Origin of the sequence: Fontibacillus forbon (assembly GCF_046559655.1) — a bacterium.
Classification (GTDB): Bacteria; Bacillota; Bacilli; order Paenibacillales; family Paenibacillaceae; genus Fontibacillus.
Window position 1 is genome coordinate 391,029 of the sequence record NZ_JBKGFV010000003.1, and the last position, 19,451, is coordinate 410,479.

The window sequence follows — 19,451 nt, forward strand, 5'->3', positions numbered from 1 at the left end:
GCGGGTAAAGGTAGTTCGAGTTTAGTGGGGATAAATTAACTAAACCAAGTAATTCTCCAAATCCGAATACTGCTCCAAGGGGAAATCCAGCAAGAATTCGGCCACAGGATGATTTAGAAACTGTAAGAGGACGTACACGAGAGAATGAAGCTGCAAAAATTATAGCGGAATATGGATATGACATCGAGCAAAGCCCTAAGCTACCTGGACAGACTAAAAATCCAGATTATTTAATAGAAGGCAACGTATTTGACTGTTTTTTACCGAAGGGATCGAAGACAAAGCAAGAAAGTAACCCCTTCCAGGGGTAGCCCGGAATCATGGCTGGCGAAACCGCGCCTTTAGGCGCAGCCAGTACAATGCCCCTTATAGGGGCGATATCAAGCCACCCGTTGAACGGGTGGTTCTGTGACTTGGAGGGAGGAAATCCCGATGAAAGCAAAACGAAAACGGCTGGCATTGCTGGAACGCTGGTGCTGCTGGGTTTGCTGTGCTTCTGCGTGGCAGCGTATGCTGCTCCGTCCGGAGATGTGTCCGGAGCCATTGAAAGCACCTGGAACGATGCCTCGGCCCAGATCAAATCCGTCGTCAATAAAGTGGTGTTTCCGGCCATCGACCTGATCATGGCGGTGTTTTTCTTCGTCAAGCTGGGGACGGCCTATTTTGATTACCGGAAGCACGGACAGTTTGAGTGGGCGGCGCCCGCTATCCTGTTCGCATGCCTCGTATTTATGCTGACGGCGCCTCTGTACATTTGGGGATTTTGGGGATGTAGCAAAAAACAGATCGAATTCTTATAGTCAAGGATTCGGTCTGTTTTAATTAGGATTTCAAATCCGTATTATGCTCATAGTCTCATATGTTTTCTTCAAGCCATGCATGAACTATCTTTACATCCTCTTTTTGCATAAAAGGATGATCACTATTTTGAGAGATTTCCAACTTGCAATCATGTGATTTCGCAAAGTCCTTAACAATTTCCAGAGATTGCATACTGTCTTTTCTGCCGTAAAGGATTGAAGTTGGAATATTCCATTTTTTAACCGGATGTTCCTTTACAAACTTATAATAATCCCAACGCAGCAAATCAACAGAGGTTACAATCTCTTTTTGTATGCGTAGTTGTTCTTCTGTCACATCAAACCAATTAAACATCTGTTTAATTAGATATTCCATGTTTAATACAGGTGATTGGAACAGACAATTGACAAAATTACTATTTGTGTAAGCATTCAAACTGAAATACGCTCCCAAACTGCACCCAAACAAAGAAACATGATCCCAATTTGAAAAGGCATAGTCTCCAATTAGAGTAAGGTCATTAATGCCATTCCAAATGTCACAACGATAACTACTGTCCTTTCGTTCCCCGTGTTCAGGCAAATCGAAACTTAGCGTTTGATATCCTTTTTTCACAGCGATTTCAGCAAAATCTCTAGCATGTTCTTTGCATGACATTTTGCCATGAACATGGACATATACCTTGTCTGATCTATCACCCCAAATAATGGATGGGATGTTGCCAATTTTTATATTTTGAATTTTCATAGATACCTCCGACTGTTGAGGCATTACCCTCCATAGATTTCTGATTGTTAAGTTGCATGATCTTTTTAATAGTGGTTTTTCCAGGGCCTGCCGCGACATAATGCCAATTTCAATTTCCGCCATGTCCAGCCAGCTCCCATGTTTTGGCGTATGATGCCATTCAAACCGATTCGCAATACGGTGAGCTTCCTCCGGTGAAAATGCCTTATAGAGCGAGGCAGTCGAATGCGTATTGAGATTGTCGGTGATCAGGACCACTTTCTTGGCATGCGGGTATAGGACATCCGATGTATACTTGAGCACCTGGGCGAAATCTACAGCTGTCCGGGTTGTGGTGACGATGGTTTCACGTTTGCCCGCAAGCGGTTCAAAGATCATAAAGACATCGGCAACGCCGTTACGCTCATACTCCGAATCCACTTTTTCAGGCTGACCCGACGCACAGGAAATTCGGGTTTCTTTGATCAGTTGCTTATTGGTTTCATCGATGCAAACAACCGGACGCTTGGGATCATAGGGACGCTGATAGACATCCAGTACATCCTCCATTTTGGCTACAAATTCTGCACTGGCTTCTGGAATGCACCATTCCTTGACGAGCCACGGTTTAATCTCGTTTTTTTCATAATTTCGCAAACGGTGCTGTCGGTTATATAATTTGACCACCTCCAGCCGAATGAGTTCATCCGCGATGGCTTGTATCGTCCAGCGCGAACGCCCATCCGGTGGCGCGGAGCAGGCGATGGCACAAATTCTCGCTTCGATCTCACCCGTTACCTTACGATGATGGTTTTCTTGTTTCTTTCTCTTCCTCTGTCAGTGTAACGATATATCGCGGCATCGGTATAACCTCCGTTTATATTTGGATAATTATACCACCAACACGCAGAACTCTCACTACATTTTTCCGCCGGATGGAGCAATAGTGTAATTATACCAATAATCGACCTCAGTCAAGAAATTCGACACTTCAAGCTTATTCGAACTCACATTATGAGTCTGAATAAGCTTTTTTGTTAGAAGCATGGATCATACTAAATTTGGAAGATAGATACCTTAGCCATTGTATAAAATGGGTCATTCTAGTAAAATACCCAGTTAGATACTGTAATTTGGAAGAATTTATCTATTGAAATCAAGGAGGATAATATTATGAAAAAGGTATTATCCATGCTTACGGCAATTCTTGTTTTGGTTACGATTCTCCCGGCCAGTTCGTTCGGGGCGGCAGTCCAAATGCCGCTACGGGTGGAAGTGGATGGAGAGCGTATTTATTTTCCCGACGCCCAGCCATTTGCGGACAAAAACCAGCGGGTACAAGTGCCGGTACGTTTTGTAAGCGAAGCCTTAGGGGCGGATGTGGATTGGAAATCAGCCACAAAAACAGTCACAGTGGTACTGGATTCCGACTCCATTATCCTGACTCTGGATAAAAAAGCGTATACCGTAAATGGACAAAAGAAGCAAATGGATACGGCAGCTCTCCGCAAAGAAAGCAGAACGTTCGTCCCGCTGCGCTTTGTGAGCGAAGGGCTCGGCGCTACTGTGGAATGGGACGCCGTGATCAATACGGTGCTGATTACAACGGCTAGCGGAAACTCTTCAAACACTCCGGAAGAAGGGACAGATCCAAAGGATACGACTTCCAATCCTGACGCGCCGACAAATCCTACCCAACCAACCGATCCGGCCAACCCAACAAATCCAACCAACCCAACGAATCCGAACAACCCGAACAACCCGGCAAGTCCAACCAATCCTGGTGGAACAGGTGAGGATGAAGTTCAAGAAGATGTGATTCATGGATTTAAGGTTTACTATAATACGGGGTCGCAATTGAGAATCGATGAGCCCTCTGCAGGTAAGGATGCCAAATTAGAGTCAGGGAGCTTTGTATTAGGGTTAAGAATTACATTCCTGGCGGTTGGTAACGATTATGGAAAACAAGTCGAGGAGATGGAGGCCGTTCTAAGACAACAAGTAGATCCCAAAACGGTAGACAGCATAATGGCTTACGTTAAAAAGAAAAAGGTGAGTGAAGATGTATTAGAGATTAAAGTCTTTGAAGACGATACCTATGAATTATGGGTAATGTCCAAAGAAAATTCAGATGTTAGTGTGAAAATTTATATGAAGTAAGCCCCTACGGTTGAATGTAGCAAAGAGTTCTTTTTTGTGAGCAGCAGAAGGAAAGAAAGGAGAAATATTGTGAATCAGAAAGTGGACCCTGACCGGATACAGGCTCTATCCGCCGAGATGCTTCGTTTGGGCCGAAGGATGGGTGAAAGCGGAGCAAGTCTCACTAAGGAAATTTCTAACTTGATTAGCGATATTAGGCGGGCGTATCCGGAAGACTACGTTCAATCGGCTGCCTCTGAGGTGGACAGGTTAAACATTGAAATTCAACAACTGATCTATTCGATTGATATTGAGCTAGGAAGCAAAGCGAATACGCTTAAGCGTGTAGCCCAGGATTATGTCAGGGTAGAAAAAGAAACGGAGCAAAAAATCAAAAACGCCATACAGCAGACAACATTCCAAACGACAACAGTAGGTATGCGGGCGGGTAATCCAGCGGACCTAACCAAGCGGGTCAAGCTGGTCAGCGAGACCAAGGAGCCGGAGGAACTCGACGAACTGGTAAAGAATGAAATAAACCTGAATATGCTCCTTCGTCAGTATCTTGATGAAATCGGGTATGAGCTCTTTCCCGGTGAAGTGTCCGTGGAAGTGACGATGGATGAACATGTCCTCGAATTTTGGGGGTTTGCGCTCTCAAAAGGATATGACCCCCGTACCTTTGAATATTTGGAATATCGGGATCGTTCCGAAGCGTATCGGCAGTTGGAAGAGAGGACTAGTGGTTTAAAACAGGGGATCCAAGACTACAAGGAGCATATGCTTGATGGATTTGAGCTGCTGGCATTCGGCCGAGGGTTTTATCTCGGACTGGAGAATAGCGTCAATAACACGGCTGAGGGTATTGCGCAAATCGTTTCACACCCACTGGAAAGCGCGGAAGCCCTTCTGCAAGACAAGAATTCACAGATTATAAGTTTAGTGCAATCTTTGGAGGTAAATAGATTATGGCTATTAGCGCATTAATTCTTGATCCACAAAATGATTACGAAAAGAACTTTTTCATTCCAGTTGCTACGGAAGAGTTCTTTAGAGAGTGTTGGTTACCAGCGATTGAATTATTAGGATTACAATGGACAGACCTCTTCGCGACAGGTGTTGATGTAGAGGAGGAAGATGTACCACATATCATTGAGGAACTAATACTTATAAAAGTATGGGCGGCTAAATCTTTAAATGAGGAACAAAAAGCTAAGATATTTGAAAGGATTGCAGGACTCCAAGATAAACTACCACTTGCATATCAGCGTAAGGATGCAGTTGTTTTTATAGGGTAAACTGAATTAAATTCATAATAGTTTGGTGGGGCTACCCAGTAACGAATAAACCCATCATTCAACCAATAACACATATAACCCATGTAATACCCGTATAAAGATTTCTTCATTTCGGTTGTACGCGCATCAAATGCTTTAGTTTTATAACCTAAATAACGCTATTCCGTTACACTGAACAGGTCGATTATGGTCAGATACCACCATAATTGATCTGTTTTTTGTTATCTTCGTTTTCTTGCGTTTTTTCAATTTTACTCGCAACTGTAGAATACGCCGCCACGATAGGGAAGATGAAATAACAGTAAATCGCATCTTTTAGGGTAGATACCGTCACTATTAAGAGTAGGCGGGAACGAATCGGCGGAATGGTGGGGGAAAACACTCTATCTACAGTGGCTAGCGTAATCGGCGGGGGGATCATTGGACAATCGATCAAGAAGGTATTTATTGTAGTCGAGTCGAAAATTGATTTGGACTTCCCTGTTAAAGATCTGGATATACCAAAAGATCCCTCAAAGAATCCTGATGTGCAAAAGCCTGAAGCGGTCGAACCTCCGAGAACAGGTGAGGGGACGGGTAATGTTCCACCAAGAGTTCCATATTCTAAAGAGGTTGAAATAGCTGATAAACAGGGAAACCCTTTAGGAGAGTTTGATGAAATAGATTTAGTGAATAAAGTCTTTCATGAAGATAAAAGCGCTGAAGGATTATCGGTTATTAGCCCTAAAACAGGTAAACCATTCCAAACCGCTGAGAAATGGGCCCAAAAACAAATTTATGCAAAAACAAAGGAAAGAATACTAAATCTTCAAAAAGTTGATCATACCAGACCGACGATAAATGGAAGTGTCGAGATACCTACACTTGATGAAATAAAAGATGTTAGAAGGTTTAATTTTAGAATGAATGCAGATACACCAGAGTTGAGAGAAGCTGTGCAGAAAGTTATTGAAAAACTCAAAGAAGAATTCCCGGATTATACTATTACTGCTGAGTTTGGAAAAGGAGGAAGTTGATTGTGGCTGTTTCAGCAATAATTCTCGAACCACAAAACGAATTTGAACAACATTTTAGTATTCCAATAGCTACACAAAATTTCTTTGAAAGATACTGGATACCTGCAATTGAGTCAATAAATACAGAGTGGATTGTGGGTATTAGGTATGGAATAGATGTCACAAAAGAAGATGCTGTTTGTTTGATACATGAACTTAGTTTACTTAAAGACTGGGCACAAAGAAACTTACAGGGTGATGTGCAAGAACAAATACTATCAAGAATTGTTCTTCTTGAAACTAAGCTTCCTACTGCTTTTCAACGAGGAGATGCTGTGGTTTTTATTGGGTGAATAGAGTAATACATTGATTTCATACCTTTCAAGTTTTTTCTTTGAGGGGGATACCCAGTGCCGAATGAACCCATCATTCAACCAATAACACATCTAACCCATGTAATACCCGTATAAAGATTTCTCCATATTGGTTGTACGCACATCAAATGCTTTAATTTTATAACCTGAATAACGCTATTCCGTTACATTGAACGGGTTGATTATGGTCAGATACCACCATAATTAACCTGTTTTTTGTTATCTTCGTTTTCTTACGTTTTTTTTCAAATTTACTCACAACTGTAGAATGCGCCGCCCTGATAGGGAGGATGAAATGTAGCAATAAATTGCATCTTTTAGGGTAGATACCGTCACTATTAAGAGTAGGACGACTAAAACGAAATTTTTTTCATATCGTCCGCAACTTAATTGAACCTTTCAGCGATTGTTACAGCGAAGAAAGAACTCTGCTGACGAGCAGTTAACATATAAAAGGCAGGGAACGTATAAGGCTAGCCACCTGCCCGCTGTTAAACTGCGGCGGATACTGAACGAGTGTTGCAAGCTAGTGGGCTTCATCAAGCCATTATATAGGCGGTGGCGGCATGGAGAAAATGGAAATCTACAATGGCTACGTCGAACAGGAAGACAGTTATTACAAGAAACTCGAAACGTTGGAACAATGCCAACATGCAATATTTGACCATATCTACCGATATGGCAATATTTTTGACAAGCTGGTGGCAGAAGAAGTATTGCTTGCTGTCCATCAATTGGAAGACAAAGTACGTATGGAACTCTTACATTTGAAATTGGCAAAAGTATTTTTGGCTTTTGAACTGAAATAAATTGTGACTTTCAAGGCAAGGAATAGAGAGGCTTGCGTCCCACTGCGAACCGATAAGGTTAACGCTTGAACTGAGGTTGCCCCTATTCTTTACCTACGTCACGACAGAATCCGTAATCAGAGGTGAAGTCTTTTGAGTCATTACAAGCAGTATCACATCTATGTCGGCTTAGACTTACATAAAGCCCATCATACCGCCGTTATCATCAATTGTTGGAACGAGCGGCTTGGTGAAATTCAGATTGAAAACAAACCGTCTGCCTTCGACGAATTGATGAAGTTCGTCAAGAAGCACACGACAAAAGGCTTGACCCCTATTTACGGGTTGGAAGATACGGGCGGCAACGGCAGAGCGTTAGCCGTACACCGTGTCGAGAAGAAGCAAATTGTTAAGGAAGTCAATTCAGCATTGTCTTACAATGAACGAATGAGCCATGCCACGACCCAAAAGAGTGACAGTTGGGATGCATTCTGCATCGCTAAGGTACTCCTTGCAAGGCTCGATGAACTGCCGGATACGAATCCACAGGACTTGTACTGGACATTAGGTCAATTGGTAGCAAGGCGGAATGCCCTCGTTAAACATGCCAGTGGCTTGAAGAATCAGATGCACCAACAACTAAGATCGAGTAAGTCATCTATTTACGGAAAAATCTAACTACAGGAGAAATAAAAGTGTATATCCCCAATAAGAAATTAGCAAAAGCGTTGGATAGCGCGGAAAATTATGAAACATATATTGCAAGTATGAATAATGATGAACTTATTGCAATCATAACTAACTTAGAGAATTTTGATGAAGTTACTACTACATTAACAGAACTCTCCATAAGGGATGAGAAAATAGTAGGGCTTTACTGTCTTGAAATACTTGAAAATGATTTGGGGATGAGTTTCTTCAAGCGATTGCCTTTAATTTGCTTTATGGAATCGACCAAAAAAGAGCAAAAGAAATTATTGAACTAAAATCACCAAATTCAACCAAGGCATTGTTAGGAGCAATAATGGACAATTTATCAACCGATAGTTTACAACCATTTGGAGAGTCCCTTTCATCTGAGTTTCTCAATGCGATTGTAAGAAGATATTTAGAGTTAAGTGATGTTGATAAGGCACGAATTCATGAGAACTATGAATGGTTCAAAGAATCTTTTGAAGACAAACTCTGTATTATATAACCAGTGTCGCTAAGTGTAATAACGCCATTAATCGACCTTAGTCAAGAAATTGGACACATCAAGCTTATTCGAACTCAAATTATGAGTTTGAATAAGCTTTTTTTTGTTATATGCATAGACCATGAAAAATTTGTAATATAGATACCTTAGCCATTGTATAAAATGGGTCATTCTAGTAAAATACCCAGTTAGATACTGTATTTTGGAAGAATTTATCTATTGAAATCAAGGAGGATAATATTATGAAAAAGGTACTATCCATGCTTACGGCAATTCTTGTTTTGGCTACGATTCTCCCGGCCAGTTCGTTCGGGGCGGCAGTCCAAATGCCGCTACGGGTGGAAGTGGATGGAGAGCGTATTTATTTTCCCGACGCCCAGCCATTTGCGGACAAAAATCAGCGGGTACAAGTGCCGGTGCGCTTTGTAAGCGAAGCTTTAGGTGCGGATGTGGACTGGAAGTCAGCCACAAAAACAGTGACGGTGGTTTTGAATTCCGACTCCATTATTTTGACCTTGGATAAAAAAGCGTACACCGTTAATGGACAAAAGAAACAAATGGATACGGCCGCTCTCCGTAAAGAAAGCAGAACGTTCGTCCCCCTGCGCTTTGTGAGTGAAGGACTCGGCGCTACGGTGGAATGGGATGCGGCAATCAATACGGTGTTGATTACAACGGATAACGGAAACTCTTCGAATACTTCGGAAGAAGGGACAGATCCAAAGAGTTCGACTGCCGACCCGGATGCGCCTGAAAATCCGACAAAACCAACAGATCCGGCTAACCCTGAAAATCCAACTAACCCAACCAATCCAGGCGGAACATCCTCAGGTGAGGATGAGATTCAAGAAGATGTGATTCATGGGTTTAAGGTTTACTATAATACGGGGTCGCAATTGAGAATTGATGAGCCATCTGCAGGTAAAAATGCCAAATTAGAGTCCGGGAGCTTTGTACTAGGGTTGAGAATTACATTCCTGGCAGTTGGTAATGATTATGGAAAACAAGTCGAGGAGATGGAAGCTGTTCTAAGACAACAAGTAGATTCCAAAACGGTAGACGGCATAATGGCTTACGTTAAAAAGAAAAAGGTAAGTGAAGATATTCTCGAATCTAAGGTATTTAAGGATGACACCTATGAATTTTGGGTGGGTTCTCAAGAGAATGCCGATGTAAGTGTAAAGATATATCTGAGGTAGGTGCAGTATGAAAAAAGGCAGTGTGCTGATTATAATATTTATGTTCTTGTTCGGACTACTTCCTTCTTCAAATGTATCGGCTGAGAAAGCAGCGGATGACAAAATTATAAAACTCTTAACTGAGTTAAAGGCGGCGGGTTCGGCAGCACCGGATGAAGTATTGAAAAGATCGAACCAAGACATGGTAGATATATATGGCATTAAAAATTATTTCCTAGAGCGCACTAGTAAGGGATATTTCAATCAAGAAGGTATTATTCAAAAAAGAATTCAGGAAGGATTAAACAATAAGTCTATTGAATTTTACGGATTTGAAATCGTGTATGGAAAGAGTCACGATGATTATTTTCCCGATATAAATATGTATCGTTATTCCGGGTATTCAAGGAATGGGGACCCTATCTCAACAAAAGACTTTCCATGGGACGCCGGGTGGAGCGGAAAGCAAATTCATAACTTTAATTTGATCTCAACTCCTTGGGAAAAGATTTCTAACGTTTATGGAAATGATTTCGACCACTTCAAAATGAAAAACGTCCCAGATAATCTGAAAGAGTACCTTCCCGACGGCACATTCGAAAAATTAATTCAGGCCGGATTGGATCGCGAGTATGGCGGGAGAAAATACAGCGATGGACTCATGTATCACAAAAACACGGATCGTGCGAACTTAGTTGTGTATACCAAAGGCAAAAAACCAAACAATGGTAAAGGCAAATGGATCGATTACGTTCACGTCATTCAGCCTCCGACTTATCTGTCCCAAGGCTACGGCCGCATCTACATAAAAGGCAAAAATGGCGGAACGACATATCTTGGAATTCCGATCGCCGCTTTCTCTGCCCTGGATAAAGGACCCGATCTGTCCGCCGAGTTCGAAACCCTTCCTTCCGCAGAGATGGCAGAAGAAGGAGTGTTGGTAAGTGTCCGGATAAGGTCGGATTTTAAAGAGCCGATCACAGCCCCCTACGAATGGATCATCACCCGAAAAAGCGACGGCAAGCGATTAACGGCAGCGGACGGCCTGACATTCACGGGGTACGCACTCGCAGAGAAAGGGAATCTCACTATTCCCGCGGGCGGAAAAAGGTTATTAATTGCCTCATTTATTATGCCTGAGAGCGATATAAGGGTTCAGTTTAAAATCAATAAAGACGGCGACTCGCCGAAGGAAGATTATTTAGCCAATAATGTTCTGGATTCGGATCCGGATGCGATCAAGCTAACGGTTCCGCAGTCCTTGCCTTATGATGCCCTGTCGATCAAGTACAGGGAGGACCTTCCATCAAATACAGCAACTTTGCAGCTTCCTCAAGGAAAGTGGAAGGAGGGTGCCAATGCAGAGGGGCGGTTAAATGTAGTAGAGGATCCGAGGGATTTATACCGGAATTTTAGTGCTACCCCCAACCCGGACATCAATGAACCGGGGGAATCCTTTACCCGTTCCCCGATCGCCAGATACACGATTATGCGGGAGGATTTCGGGGACAATCCTGCTAAGGGATCCTACCTCAAGTGGGAAGACCCTGGAACCCCGTTGATGAGGAACGGAGAAATCTCTTACTACGGCTCTGTGAGCAGGCCGTACACTTATGAAGTAACCAGAAAAACCTGCAATGGCAAGGATAAGGATGGCAAAGATATTTGCACCACGTATACTGAGACCATTACGGACACAGCCACTGCGAATTTCACTACCGGAGAGCTCCCTTCCATTTTCAAAATGTACGTCTATAACGGAATGAAAGAGGTCCCTCCACCTACGGATTTCAAGAAAGAGATCGAACAAAACAGCCCGCAATCGCTGCAAAAGAATTTGTACTGGGTGAATGAGCCTTATAAGTTCGACGTCGTACGCTGGATGAATCATTTGGGCGAAGATAAAAAACCGTACAAATGGGAGACGGTCCCCGGGCAGTATAAACGGGAATTTACCCAACAGGCCAGCGGAGTCGTCACCGTAAGTGCGGAACGTACGATGGAAGAAGAGTACAACCAGGCGAGAAGCGCGGCAAGCAAGCGGACGAACAAGAAGTCGCAGTATGACAAGGCGGTTTTTGCAACCGATAAAGAACTGCAGAAATATGATTACCCGATCAAATCGGGCTATTATTTTAACCCGGCCGGGGAATACACTTTTACCGTTAAGACGGTGACTTATAAACAGACCACGGACGAAACCGCAGACCATCAGGATCTGGTAGACTCACTAATCAACTCTTTTAAATATGAATCGGACCTCATTTATATTAATGACGCCAAGGAACCGGTCAACGTCCGGAATGAAAAACTGGATTCCAATAACCGCGGAGGCTTTGCGAAAAAGACCGGGGTTTTGACGGCAAAGAATAACACCGGAGTGAATGGCGATGTACTGTTAAAGGTGCTGGACAGAAGCGATACGACACAAGAACGCTATACGAAAAAAGTGAACGAGATCCCGCACTCCCAAGAACGCGGGGGCTATACCCATAATTTTTGGAAAATGGTAATGGAGGGTTATAGCCTGTCCAAGACGGAAGGCAAGAACTTGTATTACAAATACCGGGAATACGTTAAAGATGGCCAGCATATTTACAGAATTACCGAGACGACGAAAGTCACGATCAAGATCAATCCTGATAATCTTCCGCTATATACGCATGCGAACATGCAGGATGGCGAGTATTACATTCGTGTTTCGATGGACAGCATCGATTTGACGAAAGGAAATCACGCCTACAAAACGCTAAGCAGCATGGAAGGCGTGGAAGAACTGGATCAGATCTGGATTACCGCAGTAGGTTCCATGTTTGACGACTTGAATAATTAGCTGCAAAGCAAGTGCATGATCCCGTCTTACTTCTTATGTCTTTTTCATCGTGTTGGGGAAGAGATATCAAGATAAGGCGGGATATTTATATTTTTGGGGGGAGCCGATGGATGGAGCAACGGGTGGATCCCGATCGGATTTTGGGATTAGCGCAAGTACTGATGCGCTTTAATCGAACGATTGAAAATAACGAGACAGGACTTTCCGGAGAGATCCGTTCTTTTCTGGCCGATATTCGAAGATCCTATCCTGAACAGGATGTCGGGCTTGCCATTCTTGAAGTGGAGAGGGCACTGGACGAAGTGCATGATTCTGCTGTCCTGGTCTGTGATGGTTTGGATCAAAAAACAACGATTTTGAAGAAAACCGCAGACGAATATACGGAAACTGAACAGCTTGTGGTTCAAATGGCATCCCGGAAACCGTCCGTTAGCTGGAGTGCCAATCTAGCCAAACTAAGTTCCTCTAATACTTCCCGGTTTGGTTCTTCCGCAGATCGAACGGATAAAACGGAAAAACCTTCGGTTGTTCAGATGCTGAAGGGATATTTTCATCAGGCACAGAAGTGGTTTCTCCAAATTCGGCTAGCGTCGTTTCAAAACGATCCGCAGATCGGGGAACTGTTGGCTCAAATGCAAAACGGAACGATGGCGGAGCAGCAGCAAGCAGCGGCACAATTGATGAAAATCAACTCGGCCATCCAAAATCTTGCGCGCTGCCAGGCCGCCTATTCCGTGTACAGCCAATATGGGAATAAGCCGTATATGAATGAGGTGCATTCGCAAGCGGAAGAATTCCGTAAAAAATTGCGGGAACTGGGGATTTCCGACTCCCTGGTCTCGGCAAACCTTTCCGCGTATTATACCGATTCCGCGCTGAATGCCTGTGTTTACGATCCGCGTCTGAGCGACTGGACGTTATTGCCGAAAGCCATATGGAGCAGTGAGGATGCCAAGCTGTCCGAAGACAAGCAAATCGCGATCCTGATGTTGACCGATCTGTATTTCAAGGCAACGACTCCCGAAGCGCGAGACGAAGTCTTGTCTATGGCTGACGGGATCCGGAACGGGTCCCTCAGTACCTACGCTTTGTTTGGCAATAAGCTGGACAGCTCGGCGGTATCCGAAATTGTGCAAAATCTGGTGAACAGCGAATGGGCGTTTCCGGAGACGATTTTGAGCATTGGGCACGATTCCAAGTTTGCCGTGTTTGCAAATTCCAATTTGTCGTATCATGAAGAAGACGTGAATGCAGTAATGGCCGATTTAAGCGGCGACTTGATTCAGGCTGAGGAAGCCTATTGGAACAGCGGCATATATACCGAGGAAAATTGGTGGCTCGATGAAGCCAAGCTTGTGGAGGCATTGGCCATGATTAGCCGGGATGCGCGCGCTGGCGGAATTTCGCTTCCGGAAGTAAGCGGGAACAAGATGGCTGCCATTCAGTATTTGTTAAAAGTCCCCGTAACCAAGGAGTGGGGAATGGACACCCTCCTTCCGCTGGAAGCCGCAATGACCAAGCAAAAGCTAGAAGGAGATTCGCTGGTTCTTACAGAAGAAAACTTAAAGGCAATTATAGACCGGTATGTCGAAATAGAGACTTCTCCCGGCGTTCAATGGGGCCAGGTCGGGGTCGGCGTATTGCAGACCATCGGCGGAGGGCTTGAAGCGGCCTTTGGCGTTACGGTAGGGACGGTAACCTCCCCGACGGTCGCCGGCGGTTTATTCGGGGCCTTTATTGCAACCCATGGAGCAAGCAATTTTACCGGCGGCCTATCGCGCATATGGAATGGTTTTCAAGGCTCCAACGCAGGCGATACCGCCAATTTCATGAAAAATGCGTACGTTGCTGTTGGAGGGGAAACCGGGGAAATGATCTACAACGGCGTAGATCTGGCCGTAGCCTTCGCGCAACCCGCCGACATTGTGACGAAAATGATCTACAAGAGCCCGACCGCTGCTATCGATGCTTATCGGGCTGAAAAGATGGTTAGTTCGGTTATGGAGGGGGCGGGTGAAGGTAGACTTAATACTTATGGAGATGCTCTTCGTAAAAATCTTGGTTCAGCCGCAGATTCACATGCAGATGAGTATAATAAAATTTTAAGACATGTAGAAGAGTCAGGAGTCAAAGTTGATTATCGTTCAGGTACACTTGCCTACGAACCTTCATTTGGTAGCCCCGGACGCTTGATTCTTGACCCTGACGCTTCAATCGGTGCAGTTCGACATGAATACAGGCATATGCTAGATGATTTTGATTTAGGTCATCCAGGAATGAGAGTGATTGCGGATAGCGACTTATTTTGGCGACTTGAATACAGGGGTTATATGGAAGAAATAAAATTAGCTAGGGAAATTCGTGATTATGATGCAGGTAGATTCATCTTGCAAGAAATGAGAGCAAGGAGACAAGAAATACTGGGGAGGTAAAAGGATGGGAGACATACAACAGATAATTGACAAAATTAAAAAGAATGACATTTCCAAAAATGATTTATTTAGTTACCTTGATAATTCAAATATTTTAATTAAAGCTAATGCTATATTCCAAGTTGTAAAGTTGAAAATACATGATGAAATCGTTTTGGAAAAATTAGCTCATCTAGCTAAAAGGTTAGATGAAGAGCCAAAGGTTCTAGGACAATACAATAACGCCTACTTTGCTTTGGCAGCATTAAGTTGGCTAGAAACGGAGCACTCAGTAAAAAGATTTGAGGAAATTGTGTTTAATATTGAACCCGATAAGCGAAGCATACTGACAAAACTTATCGAGGAAAGACCTTATTCATATCTATGAACAAAATTAACCTTGATTGGCTTTTTGCCTCTCAAGGTTTTTTTCTTCGGTGGGGCTACCCAGTGCCGAATGAACCAATCATTCAACCAATATCACATATAACCCATGTAATATATTATTGATAGATATGGCCCAATAGACGAATAAAATTTTACGAAGGGAAGATATTATGGCCTCAATAGCTGAATTAGCAGAGGAAATTAAGGCTGATACAATAAAAAATGAAGATTTATTAGTATGCTTGGAAGCTAAAAATTTAAGGGTTGTTACTATGGCAATGTTTAAATTGATTGAGAGAAATTACTGTGATATAGGAATTGTAGAGAGGCTGGCCGAACTCGGAAAACTCCTAACAGACAGTAAGTTTATTGGACCATGGCAATTCGGACATGTTGCAATAGCTACGCTATCTCTTTTAAGTCATAAGGATGCAAAGATTAAGTCTAACGAGATTTTTGAGGGACTTAGTGAAGATGATAAATTTTTAGTGGACAATTTTATTAAATCAGAATCATATAAAGCATAGGGAATATGTGTAGATTTGTAAGATTGGAGGTTACAACTCCATCAACAAACGTACAATATAACCAACACACCAAACACTAAACCATTCAAACACTTGATAAACTTTATTCCATATCCAACCTCCGTTTCTCCGACTAATCGCAATACAATTGCTCCCCCAAGTTATGCTATACTTGGAACAAATGTTCTACTAAAGTGCAGCAGGTGAAAAGATGACCAATCCGGTGGTAAATATAGCGGTAAGACCCCTGGTGGAGTATGTGTTCCGTAGCGGGGATCTGGACAGCGGGTTCCGTACAATGACCGCGCTGGCCGAGGGGACGAAGGCCCATCAAAAAGTGCAGCGGCAGTACAGGGATGCGGACCAGAAGGAAGTGTACGTATCGGCGGAGATTCCTTGCGGGGATCTCCTCTTTGTCGTGGATGGACGTTGCGACGGGCTGCTTGCGGAAGAGGACGGGCTGCTGACGATCGATGAGATCAAGTCCACCTCGGGGGACCTGGCGTTCATTACGGAAGAGACGTATCCGGTGCATTGGGCGCAGGCTAAATGCTATGCGTATATGGTGGCCAGGGAGCGCGATTTGCCGCGGATGAGGATTCAGTTGACGTACATGCAGCTTCCGACCGGTGAACTGAAACGCTATCGCCGGGAGGCGGATTTTGCCGAGCTGGAGTCTTTCGTGCAGGAAGTGGTAGCCCAATATGCTCCATTCGCCAACATGCTGCGAAACCATCGGGAAGCAAGGGATCTGAGCATCTCGGAACTCTCCTTCCCGTTCAAGACATACCGGGCAGGTCAAAGGAAATTAGCGGGAGCCGTCTACAAGACGATTGAAGAGAAAGTCAGCCTGTTCGCCAAGGCGCCTACCGGAATCGGAAAAACAATCTCCACCACGTTTCCTGCTATAAAAGCGATCGGGGAGGGACATTTGCAGCATCTGTTTTACCTGACCGCCAAGACGATTACCCGGACCGCGGCCGAGGAGGCCTTTGCGCTTATGCAGTCGGGAGGGCTGCATCTGCATGCCGTTACGATTACCGCAAAGGAAAAAGTCTGCTTCCGGGAGGAGGTCAGCTGCCGTAAAGAGGACTGTCCGTATGCCGACGGATATTACGACCGGATTAATGGCGCCGTGTTGGATATCCTGGCCCATGAGACCTTAATCGGGCGGCAAGTGATCGAGAAATACGCCCGGAAACACCGGGTTTGCCCGTTCGAATATTCGCTCGATCTCGCCTATGCGGCGGATGCGGTGATCTGCGATTATAACTATATTTTTGACCCCAAAGTGTCCTTAAAAAGAATGTTCGGCGAGCAAAAGAGCCGGACGGCGCTGCTGGTGGACGAAGCCCATAACCTTGTGGACCGGGCGCGCGAGATGTACTCGGCCGAGTTGAACAAAGCCGACTTTCTGGCCTTGCAGCGCGGATACAAAGGGGTGAATCCCGCGGTATACCGCGCCGCTAAGGCGGTCAACGGGTTCTTCATCAAGCTGCGCAAAGAGATGGAAGGGCCGCACCGGATCGACCGGAATAAACCGGAGGAACTGCTCAACCTGGCCGAGGATTTCATCCTCCACGCGGAGCAGGAACTGGCATCTCCCGGGGCGGCATCCGCAGGCAGTGAAGAGGCGGCGTTGCTGCTGCAAACCTATTTTGCCGTACAGAGCTTTGTCCGAACCGGCAAATTGTATGACGAGCGCTATGTCACTTATGCGGAGGTAACTCCCAAGGACTTGAGAATGAAAATGTTCTGCCTCGATCCCTCGCACCTGCTGCGGGAGATGGGAAAAGGATTCCGCTCCCGGATCCTGTTTTCGGCGACCCTGTCGCCATTGTCCTATTACCGGGATATGCTTGGCGCGACGCCGGAGGATTATACGGTGTCGATCCCCTCGCCGTTCGCCCGTGAGCAGCTGGACGTGCGGCTTCATCCGCTCTCGACCCGTTATCGGGACCGGGAGCAGACCAAAGATGCGCTCGCGGAATTGCTGAGGCAGCTGGCCCTCGGGCGTTCCGGCAACTATCTGTATTTTTTCCCTTCCTATGCCTACATGAATCTTATCTATGAGCAGGTCACCGCCGAGCCCATGGAGAACGTCCGCTTCCTGTTGCAGCAAGGAGCGATGTCCGAACCGGAGCGGGAGGATTTTTTGGCTGCTTTTGATGCCGGCAATAAGGAGACGCTGGTCGGGTTTGCGGTGATGGGCGGCATATTTTCCGAAGGGATCGACCTGGTCGGTGACCGGTTGACCGGGGTGGCCGTGATTGGCGTCGGGCTTCCGCAAATCGGCCTGGAGCGGGATATCATCCGGGATTATTTTAATGAACAGGGCAAGGACGGATTCGATTATGCCTATGTTTTTCCCGGGATGAACAAAGTGCTTCAAGCCGGAGGCCGGCTTATTCGTTCGGAGAACGATCACGGCGTACTGCTTCTGGTGGACGACCGGTATAAGCACCCCCATTATGCCCGGTTGCTTCCTGAAGAGTGGTCATGAATGGAGGCTTGCGTGAATACAATGTGAGGAATCAAGCGTTTGAACTTTTTGTGAAAAGTTGAGGTGAAGCGCATGACGATTACGGGAGTCACGTATATTAAAGTTTCGGTGGTTTATTTTGTCATCGGGGTGTTGCTGGGGATGTACATGTCCATGGCTCATGATTACAAGCTAACAGGGGTACATGCGCATGTCAATCTGCTCGGCTGGGCTTCCTTTGCTCTTGCAGGCTTAATTTATTGGTTATTTCCTAAAGCGGCGGCAAGCATGTTGGGCAAAATTCAGTTTTGGGCCCACTCCATCGGCCTTCCGATTATGATGATCGGTCTCGCGTTTGTGCTGGAGGGCAAGGAATCCTTTGAAGCGATCATCCCGATCGGTGCGACGCTGGTTGTGGTAAGCGTCATTTTGTTCGCCATCAATGTTTTTATGAACGTGGGGCCGCGGGCGGGAGTCCGGAAGAAATGAGGCCGTAAAAAAGCCCGCCATCCAGGTTTCATGGATGGCGGGCTTTTCTATGGGAGCATAGCCGCTTACTGCGGGTTGGTGGTCCAGATGCCTGCGGTTTTGACGAAAACCCGCTTCGGCAGCTTCAGCGTAGCCAAGGCCAGCTCGGCAACATCCTCCGGCTGCATCATCCGGTCTTCGTCTCCGATTTTGAGCCCCGCCTTTTCGGCAAGTTCGGTATTCACCGTACTAGGAGTAAGGGCGACGACGCGGATGTTGGACTTGCGTACCTCCTGCAGCAGAGATTCGGTCAACCCGAGCAGGGCGAATTTGGAGGCGCAGTAGGCCGAACCCGTAGCAAAGCCGCGCTCCCCGGCTGTCGAGGCAACATTGATGATATCGCCGCTTTGTTTTTCAAGCATATGAGGCAGGGCGGCACGGGTAACATAATAAGTACCCATCAGATTCACTCGGATGATTCGCTCCCAGTCTGCAGGGTCCATATCCATCAAGGTGCCGAATTGGGCGATCCCTGCATTGTTGATCAAGATATCTACGGAACCAAGCTCCTCAATGAGCTTGGACACGGCAGCCGCCGCCTCGGGTTGCTCGGAAATATCGGCCGGAGCGATATGTACCTTAATCCCATATTCTTTGCCGAGCTCCTGCTGTAAGGATTCCAAGTCAGCTGCGGTACGTGCGATCAAACCGAGATTTACGCCTTCTTTGGCGAGAGCAACCGCTAGCGCCTTACCGATCCCTTTACCTGCACCTGTGATAATAGCTGTTTTGTTTTGAAGTTCCATTTCTATTCCCTCCTAATATATTTAGTTTATTGTGTTTATT

17 protein-coding genes and 1 pseudogene are annotated in these 19,451 nt (G+C 45.3%); 16 read left to right on the forward strand and 2 right to left on the reverse strand.

Annotated elements, in window-relative coordinates:
* Positions 1–320 precede the first annotated feature (320 nt).
* The gene (locus ACLB09_RS13880; protein ID WP_461729000.1) at positions 321–800 is read left to right on the forward strand and encodes a DUF3852 domain-containing protein; all 480 of its coding nucleotides are present in this window, start codon (positions 321–323) and stop codon (positions 798–800) included.
* Between the two features lie 55 nt (positions 801–855).
* Here ACLB09_RS13880 and ACLB09_RS13885 read toward each other — a convergent pair.
* A pseudogene (locus ACLB09_RS13885) lies at positions 856–2,340 on the reverse strand (IS630 family transposase); the annotation flags it as partial.
* A 360-nt stretch (positions 2,341–2,700) separates the two neighbouring features.
* Between ACLB09_RS13885 and ACLB09_RS13890 the strand changes: the two are divergent.
* The 15 genes from ACLB09_RS13890 (at position 2,701) to ACLB09_RS13960 (ending at position 18,626) form a co-directional block, all read left to right on the forward strand.
* Positions 2,701–3,687: a copper amine oxidase N-terminal domain-containing protein gene (locus ACLB09_RS13890; RefSeq protein ID WP_410770425.1), complete on the forward strand. Its 987-nt coding sequence runs from the start codon at positions 2,701–2,703 to the stop codon at positions 3,685–3,687.
* A 69-nt stretch (positions 3,688–3,756) separates the two neighbouring features.
* Positions 3,757–4,653, forward strand: coding sequence for a hypothetical protein (locus ACLB09_RS13895; protein WP_410770426.1), 897 nt, complete (start codon positions 3,757–3,759; stop codon positions 4,651–4,653).
* Positions 4,635–4,964: a hypothetical protein gene (locus tag ACLB09_RS13900; protein WP_410770427.1), complete on the forward strand. Its 330-nt coding sequence runs from the start codon at positions 4,635–4,637 to the stop codon at positions 4,962–4,964. The genes ACLB09_RS13895 and ACLB09_RS13900 overlap by 19 nt, the downstream gene beginning before the upstream one ends.
* Positions 4,965–5,329: 365 nt before the next feature.
* A complete protein-coding gene (locus ACLB09_RS13905; protein WP_410770428.1) occupies positions 5,330–5,980 on the forward strand; it encodes a hypothetical protein in 651 nt (216 codons plus the stop codon).
* Positions 5,981–5,982: 2 nt separating this feature from the next.
* On the forward strand, positions 5,983–6,312 hold the full coding sequence (locus tag ACLB09_RS13910; RefSeq protein WP_410770429.1) for a hypothetical protein: 330 nt from the start codon (positions 5,983–5,985) through the stop codon (positions 6,310–6,312).
* A gap of 587 nt (positions 6,313–6,899) precedes the next feature.
* Entirely contained in the window at positions 6,900–7,142 is a 243-nt protein-coding gene (locus tag ACLB09_RS13915) for a hypothetical protein (RefSeq protein ID WP_410770430.1), read from the forward strand.
* Positions 7,143–7,274: 132 nt separating this feature from the next.
* A complete protein-coding gene (locus ACLB09_RS13920) occupies positions 7,275–7,799 on the forward strand; it encodes an IS110 family transposase (RefSeq protein WP_410770431.1) in 525 nt (174 codons plus the stop codon).
* Positions 7,800–7,816: 17 nt separating this feature from the next.
* Positions 7,817–8,107, forward strand: coding sequence for a hypothetical protein (locus tag ACLB09_RS13925; protein WP_410770432.1), 291 nt, complete (start codon positions 7,817–7,819; stop codon positions 8,105–8,107).
* 454 nt (positions 8,108–8,561) lie between these two features.
* On the forward strand, positions 8,562–9,518 hold the full coding sequence (locus ACLB09_RS13930; RefSeq protein ID WP_410770433.1) for a copper amine oxidase N-terminal domain-containing protein: 957 nt from the start codon (positions 8,562–8,564) through the stop codon (positions 9,516–9,518).
* A 526-nt stretch (positions 9,519–10,044) separates the two neighbouring features.
* On the forward strand, positions 10,045–12,330 hold the full coding sequence (locus tag ACLB09_RS13935; RefSeq protein WP_410770434.1) for a hypothetical protein: 2,286 nt from the start codon (positions 10,045–10,047) through the stop codon (positions 12,328–12,330).
* A 110-nt stretch (positions 12,331–12,440) separates the two neighbouring features.
* Positions 12,441–14,762, forward strand: a complete 2,322-nt coding sequence (locus tag ACLB09_RS13940) for a hypothetical protein (protein ID WP_410770435.1) — start codon at positions 12,441–12,443, stop codon at positions 14,760–14,762.
* A 4-nt stretch (positions 14,763–14,766) separates the two neighbouring features.
* Positions 14,767–15,129, forward strand: a complete 363-nt coding sequence (locus tag ACLB09_RS13945; protein WP_410770436.1) for a hypothetical protein — start codon at positions 14,767–14,769, stop codon at positions 15,127–15,129.
* Positions 15,130–15,298: 169 nt separating this feature from the next.
* Complete coding sequence (locus ACLB09_RS13950) at positions 15,299–15,655, forward strand: hypothetical protein (protein ID WP_410770437.1); 357 nt, start codon at positions 15,299–15,301, stop codon at positions 15,653–15,655.
* Between the two features lie 211 nt (positions 15,656–15,866).
* A complete protein-coding gene (locus ACLB09_RS13955) occupies positions 15,867–18,158 on the forward strand; it encodes an ATP-dependent DNA helicase (RefSeq protein ID WP_410770438.1) in 2,292 nt (763 codons plus the stop codon).
* A gap of 72 nt (positions 18,159–18,230) precedes the next feature.
* Positions 18,231–18,626 carry a cytochrome-c oxidase gene (locus ACLB09_RS13960; RefSeq protein ID WP_410770439.1) on the forward strand — a complete coding sequence of 132 codons (396 nt, stop codon included), beginning with the start codon at positions 18,231–18,233 and terminating at the stop codon, positions 18,624–18,626.
* Positions 18,627–18,691: 65 nt separating this feature from the next.
* On the opposite strand, the gene ACLB09_RS13965 is transcribed toward ACLB09_RS13960, so the two are convergent.
* Positions 18,692–19,411 carry a 3-ketoacyl-ACP reductase gene (locus tag ACLB09_RS13965; RefSeq protein ID WP_410770440.1) on the reverse strand — a complete coding sequence of 240 codons (720 nt, stop codon included), beginning with the start codon at positions 19,409–19,411 and terminating at the stop codon, positions 18,692–18,694.
* Positions 19,412–19,451: the final 40 nt, after the last annotated feature.

Excerpts from the sequence above, each read along its gene's own strand:
- ACLB09_RS13945 (WP_410770436.1), top strand. The coding sequence starts at position 14,767 with ATGGGAGACATACAACAGATAATTGACAAAATTAAAAAGAATGACATT.
- ACLB09_RS13960 (WP_410770439.1), top strand. The coding sequence starts at position 18,231 with ATGACGATTACGGGAGTCACGTATATTAAAGTTTCGGTGGTTTATTTT.
- ACLB09_RS13965 (WP_410770440.1), bottom strand. The coding sequence starts at position 19,411 with ATGGAACTTCAAAACAAAACAGCTATTATCACAGGTGCAGGTAAAGGG.
- ACLB09_RS13955 (WP_410770438.1), top strand. The coding sequence starts at position 15,867 with ATGACCAATCCGGTGGTAAATATAGCGGTAAGACCCCTGGTGGAGTAT.
- ACLB09_RS13905 (WP_410770428.1), top strand. The coding sequence starts at position 5,330 with ATGGTGGGGGAAAACACTCTATCTACAGTGGCTAGCGTAATCGGCGGG.
- ACLB09_RS13930 (WP_410770433.1), top strand. The coding sequence starts at position 8,562 with ATGAAAAAGGTACTATCCATGCTTACGGCAATTCTTGTTTTGGCTACG.
- ACLB09_RS13935 (WP_410770434.1), top strand. The coding sequence starts at position 10,045 with ATGAAAAACGTCCCAGATAATCTGAAAGAGTACCTTCCCGACGGCACA.
- ACLB09_RS13900 (WP_410770427.1), top strand. The coding sequence starts at position 4,635 with ATGGCTATTAGCGCATTAATTCTTGATCCACAAAATGATTACGAAAAG.
- ACLB09_RS13890 (WP_410770425.1), top strand. The coding sequence starts at position 2,701 with ATGAAAAAGGTATTATCCATGCTTACGGCAATTCTTGTTTTGGTTACG.
- ACLB09_RS13915 (WP_410770430.1), top strand. The coding sequence starts at position 6,900 with ATGGAGAAAATGGAAATCTACAATGGCTACGTCGAACAGGAAGACAGT.
- ACLB09_RS13950 (WP_410770437.1), top strand. The coding sequence starts at position 15,299 with ATGGCCTCAATAGCTGAATTAGCAGAGGAAATTAAGGCTGATACAATA.
- ACLB09_RS13940 (WP_410770435.1), top strand. The coding sequence starts at position 12,441 with ATGGAGCAACGGGTGGATCCCGATCGGATTTTGGGATTAGCGCAAGTA.
- ACLB09_RS13880 (WP_461729000.1), top strand. The coding sequence starts at position 321 with ATGGCTGGCGAAACCGCGCCTTTAGGCGCAGCCAGTACAATGCCCCTT.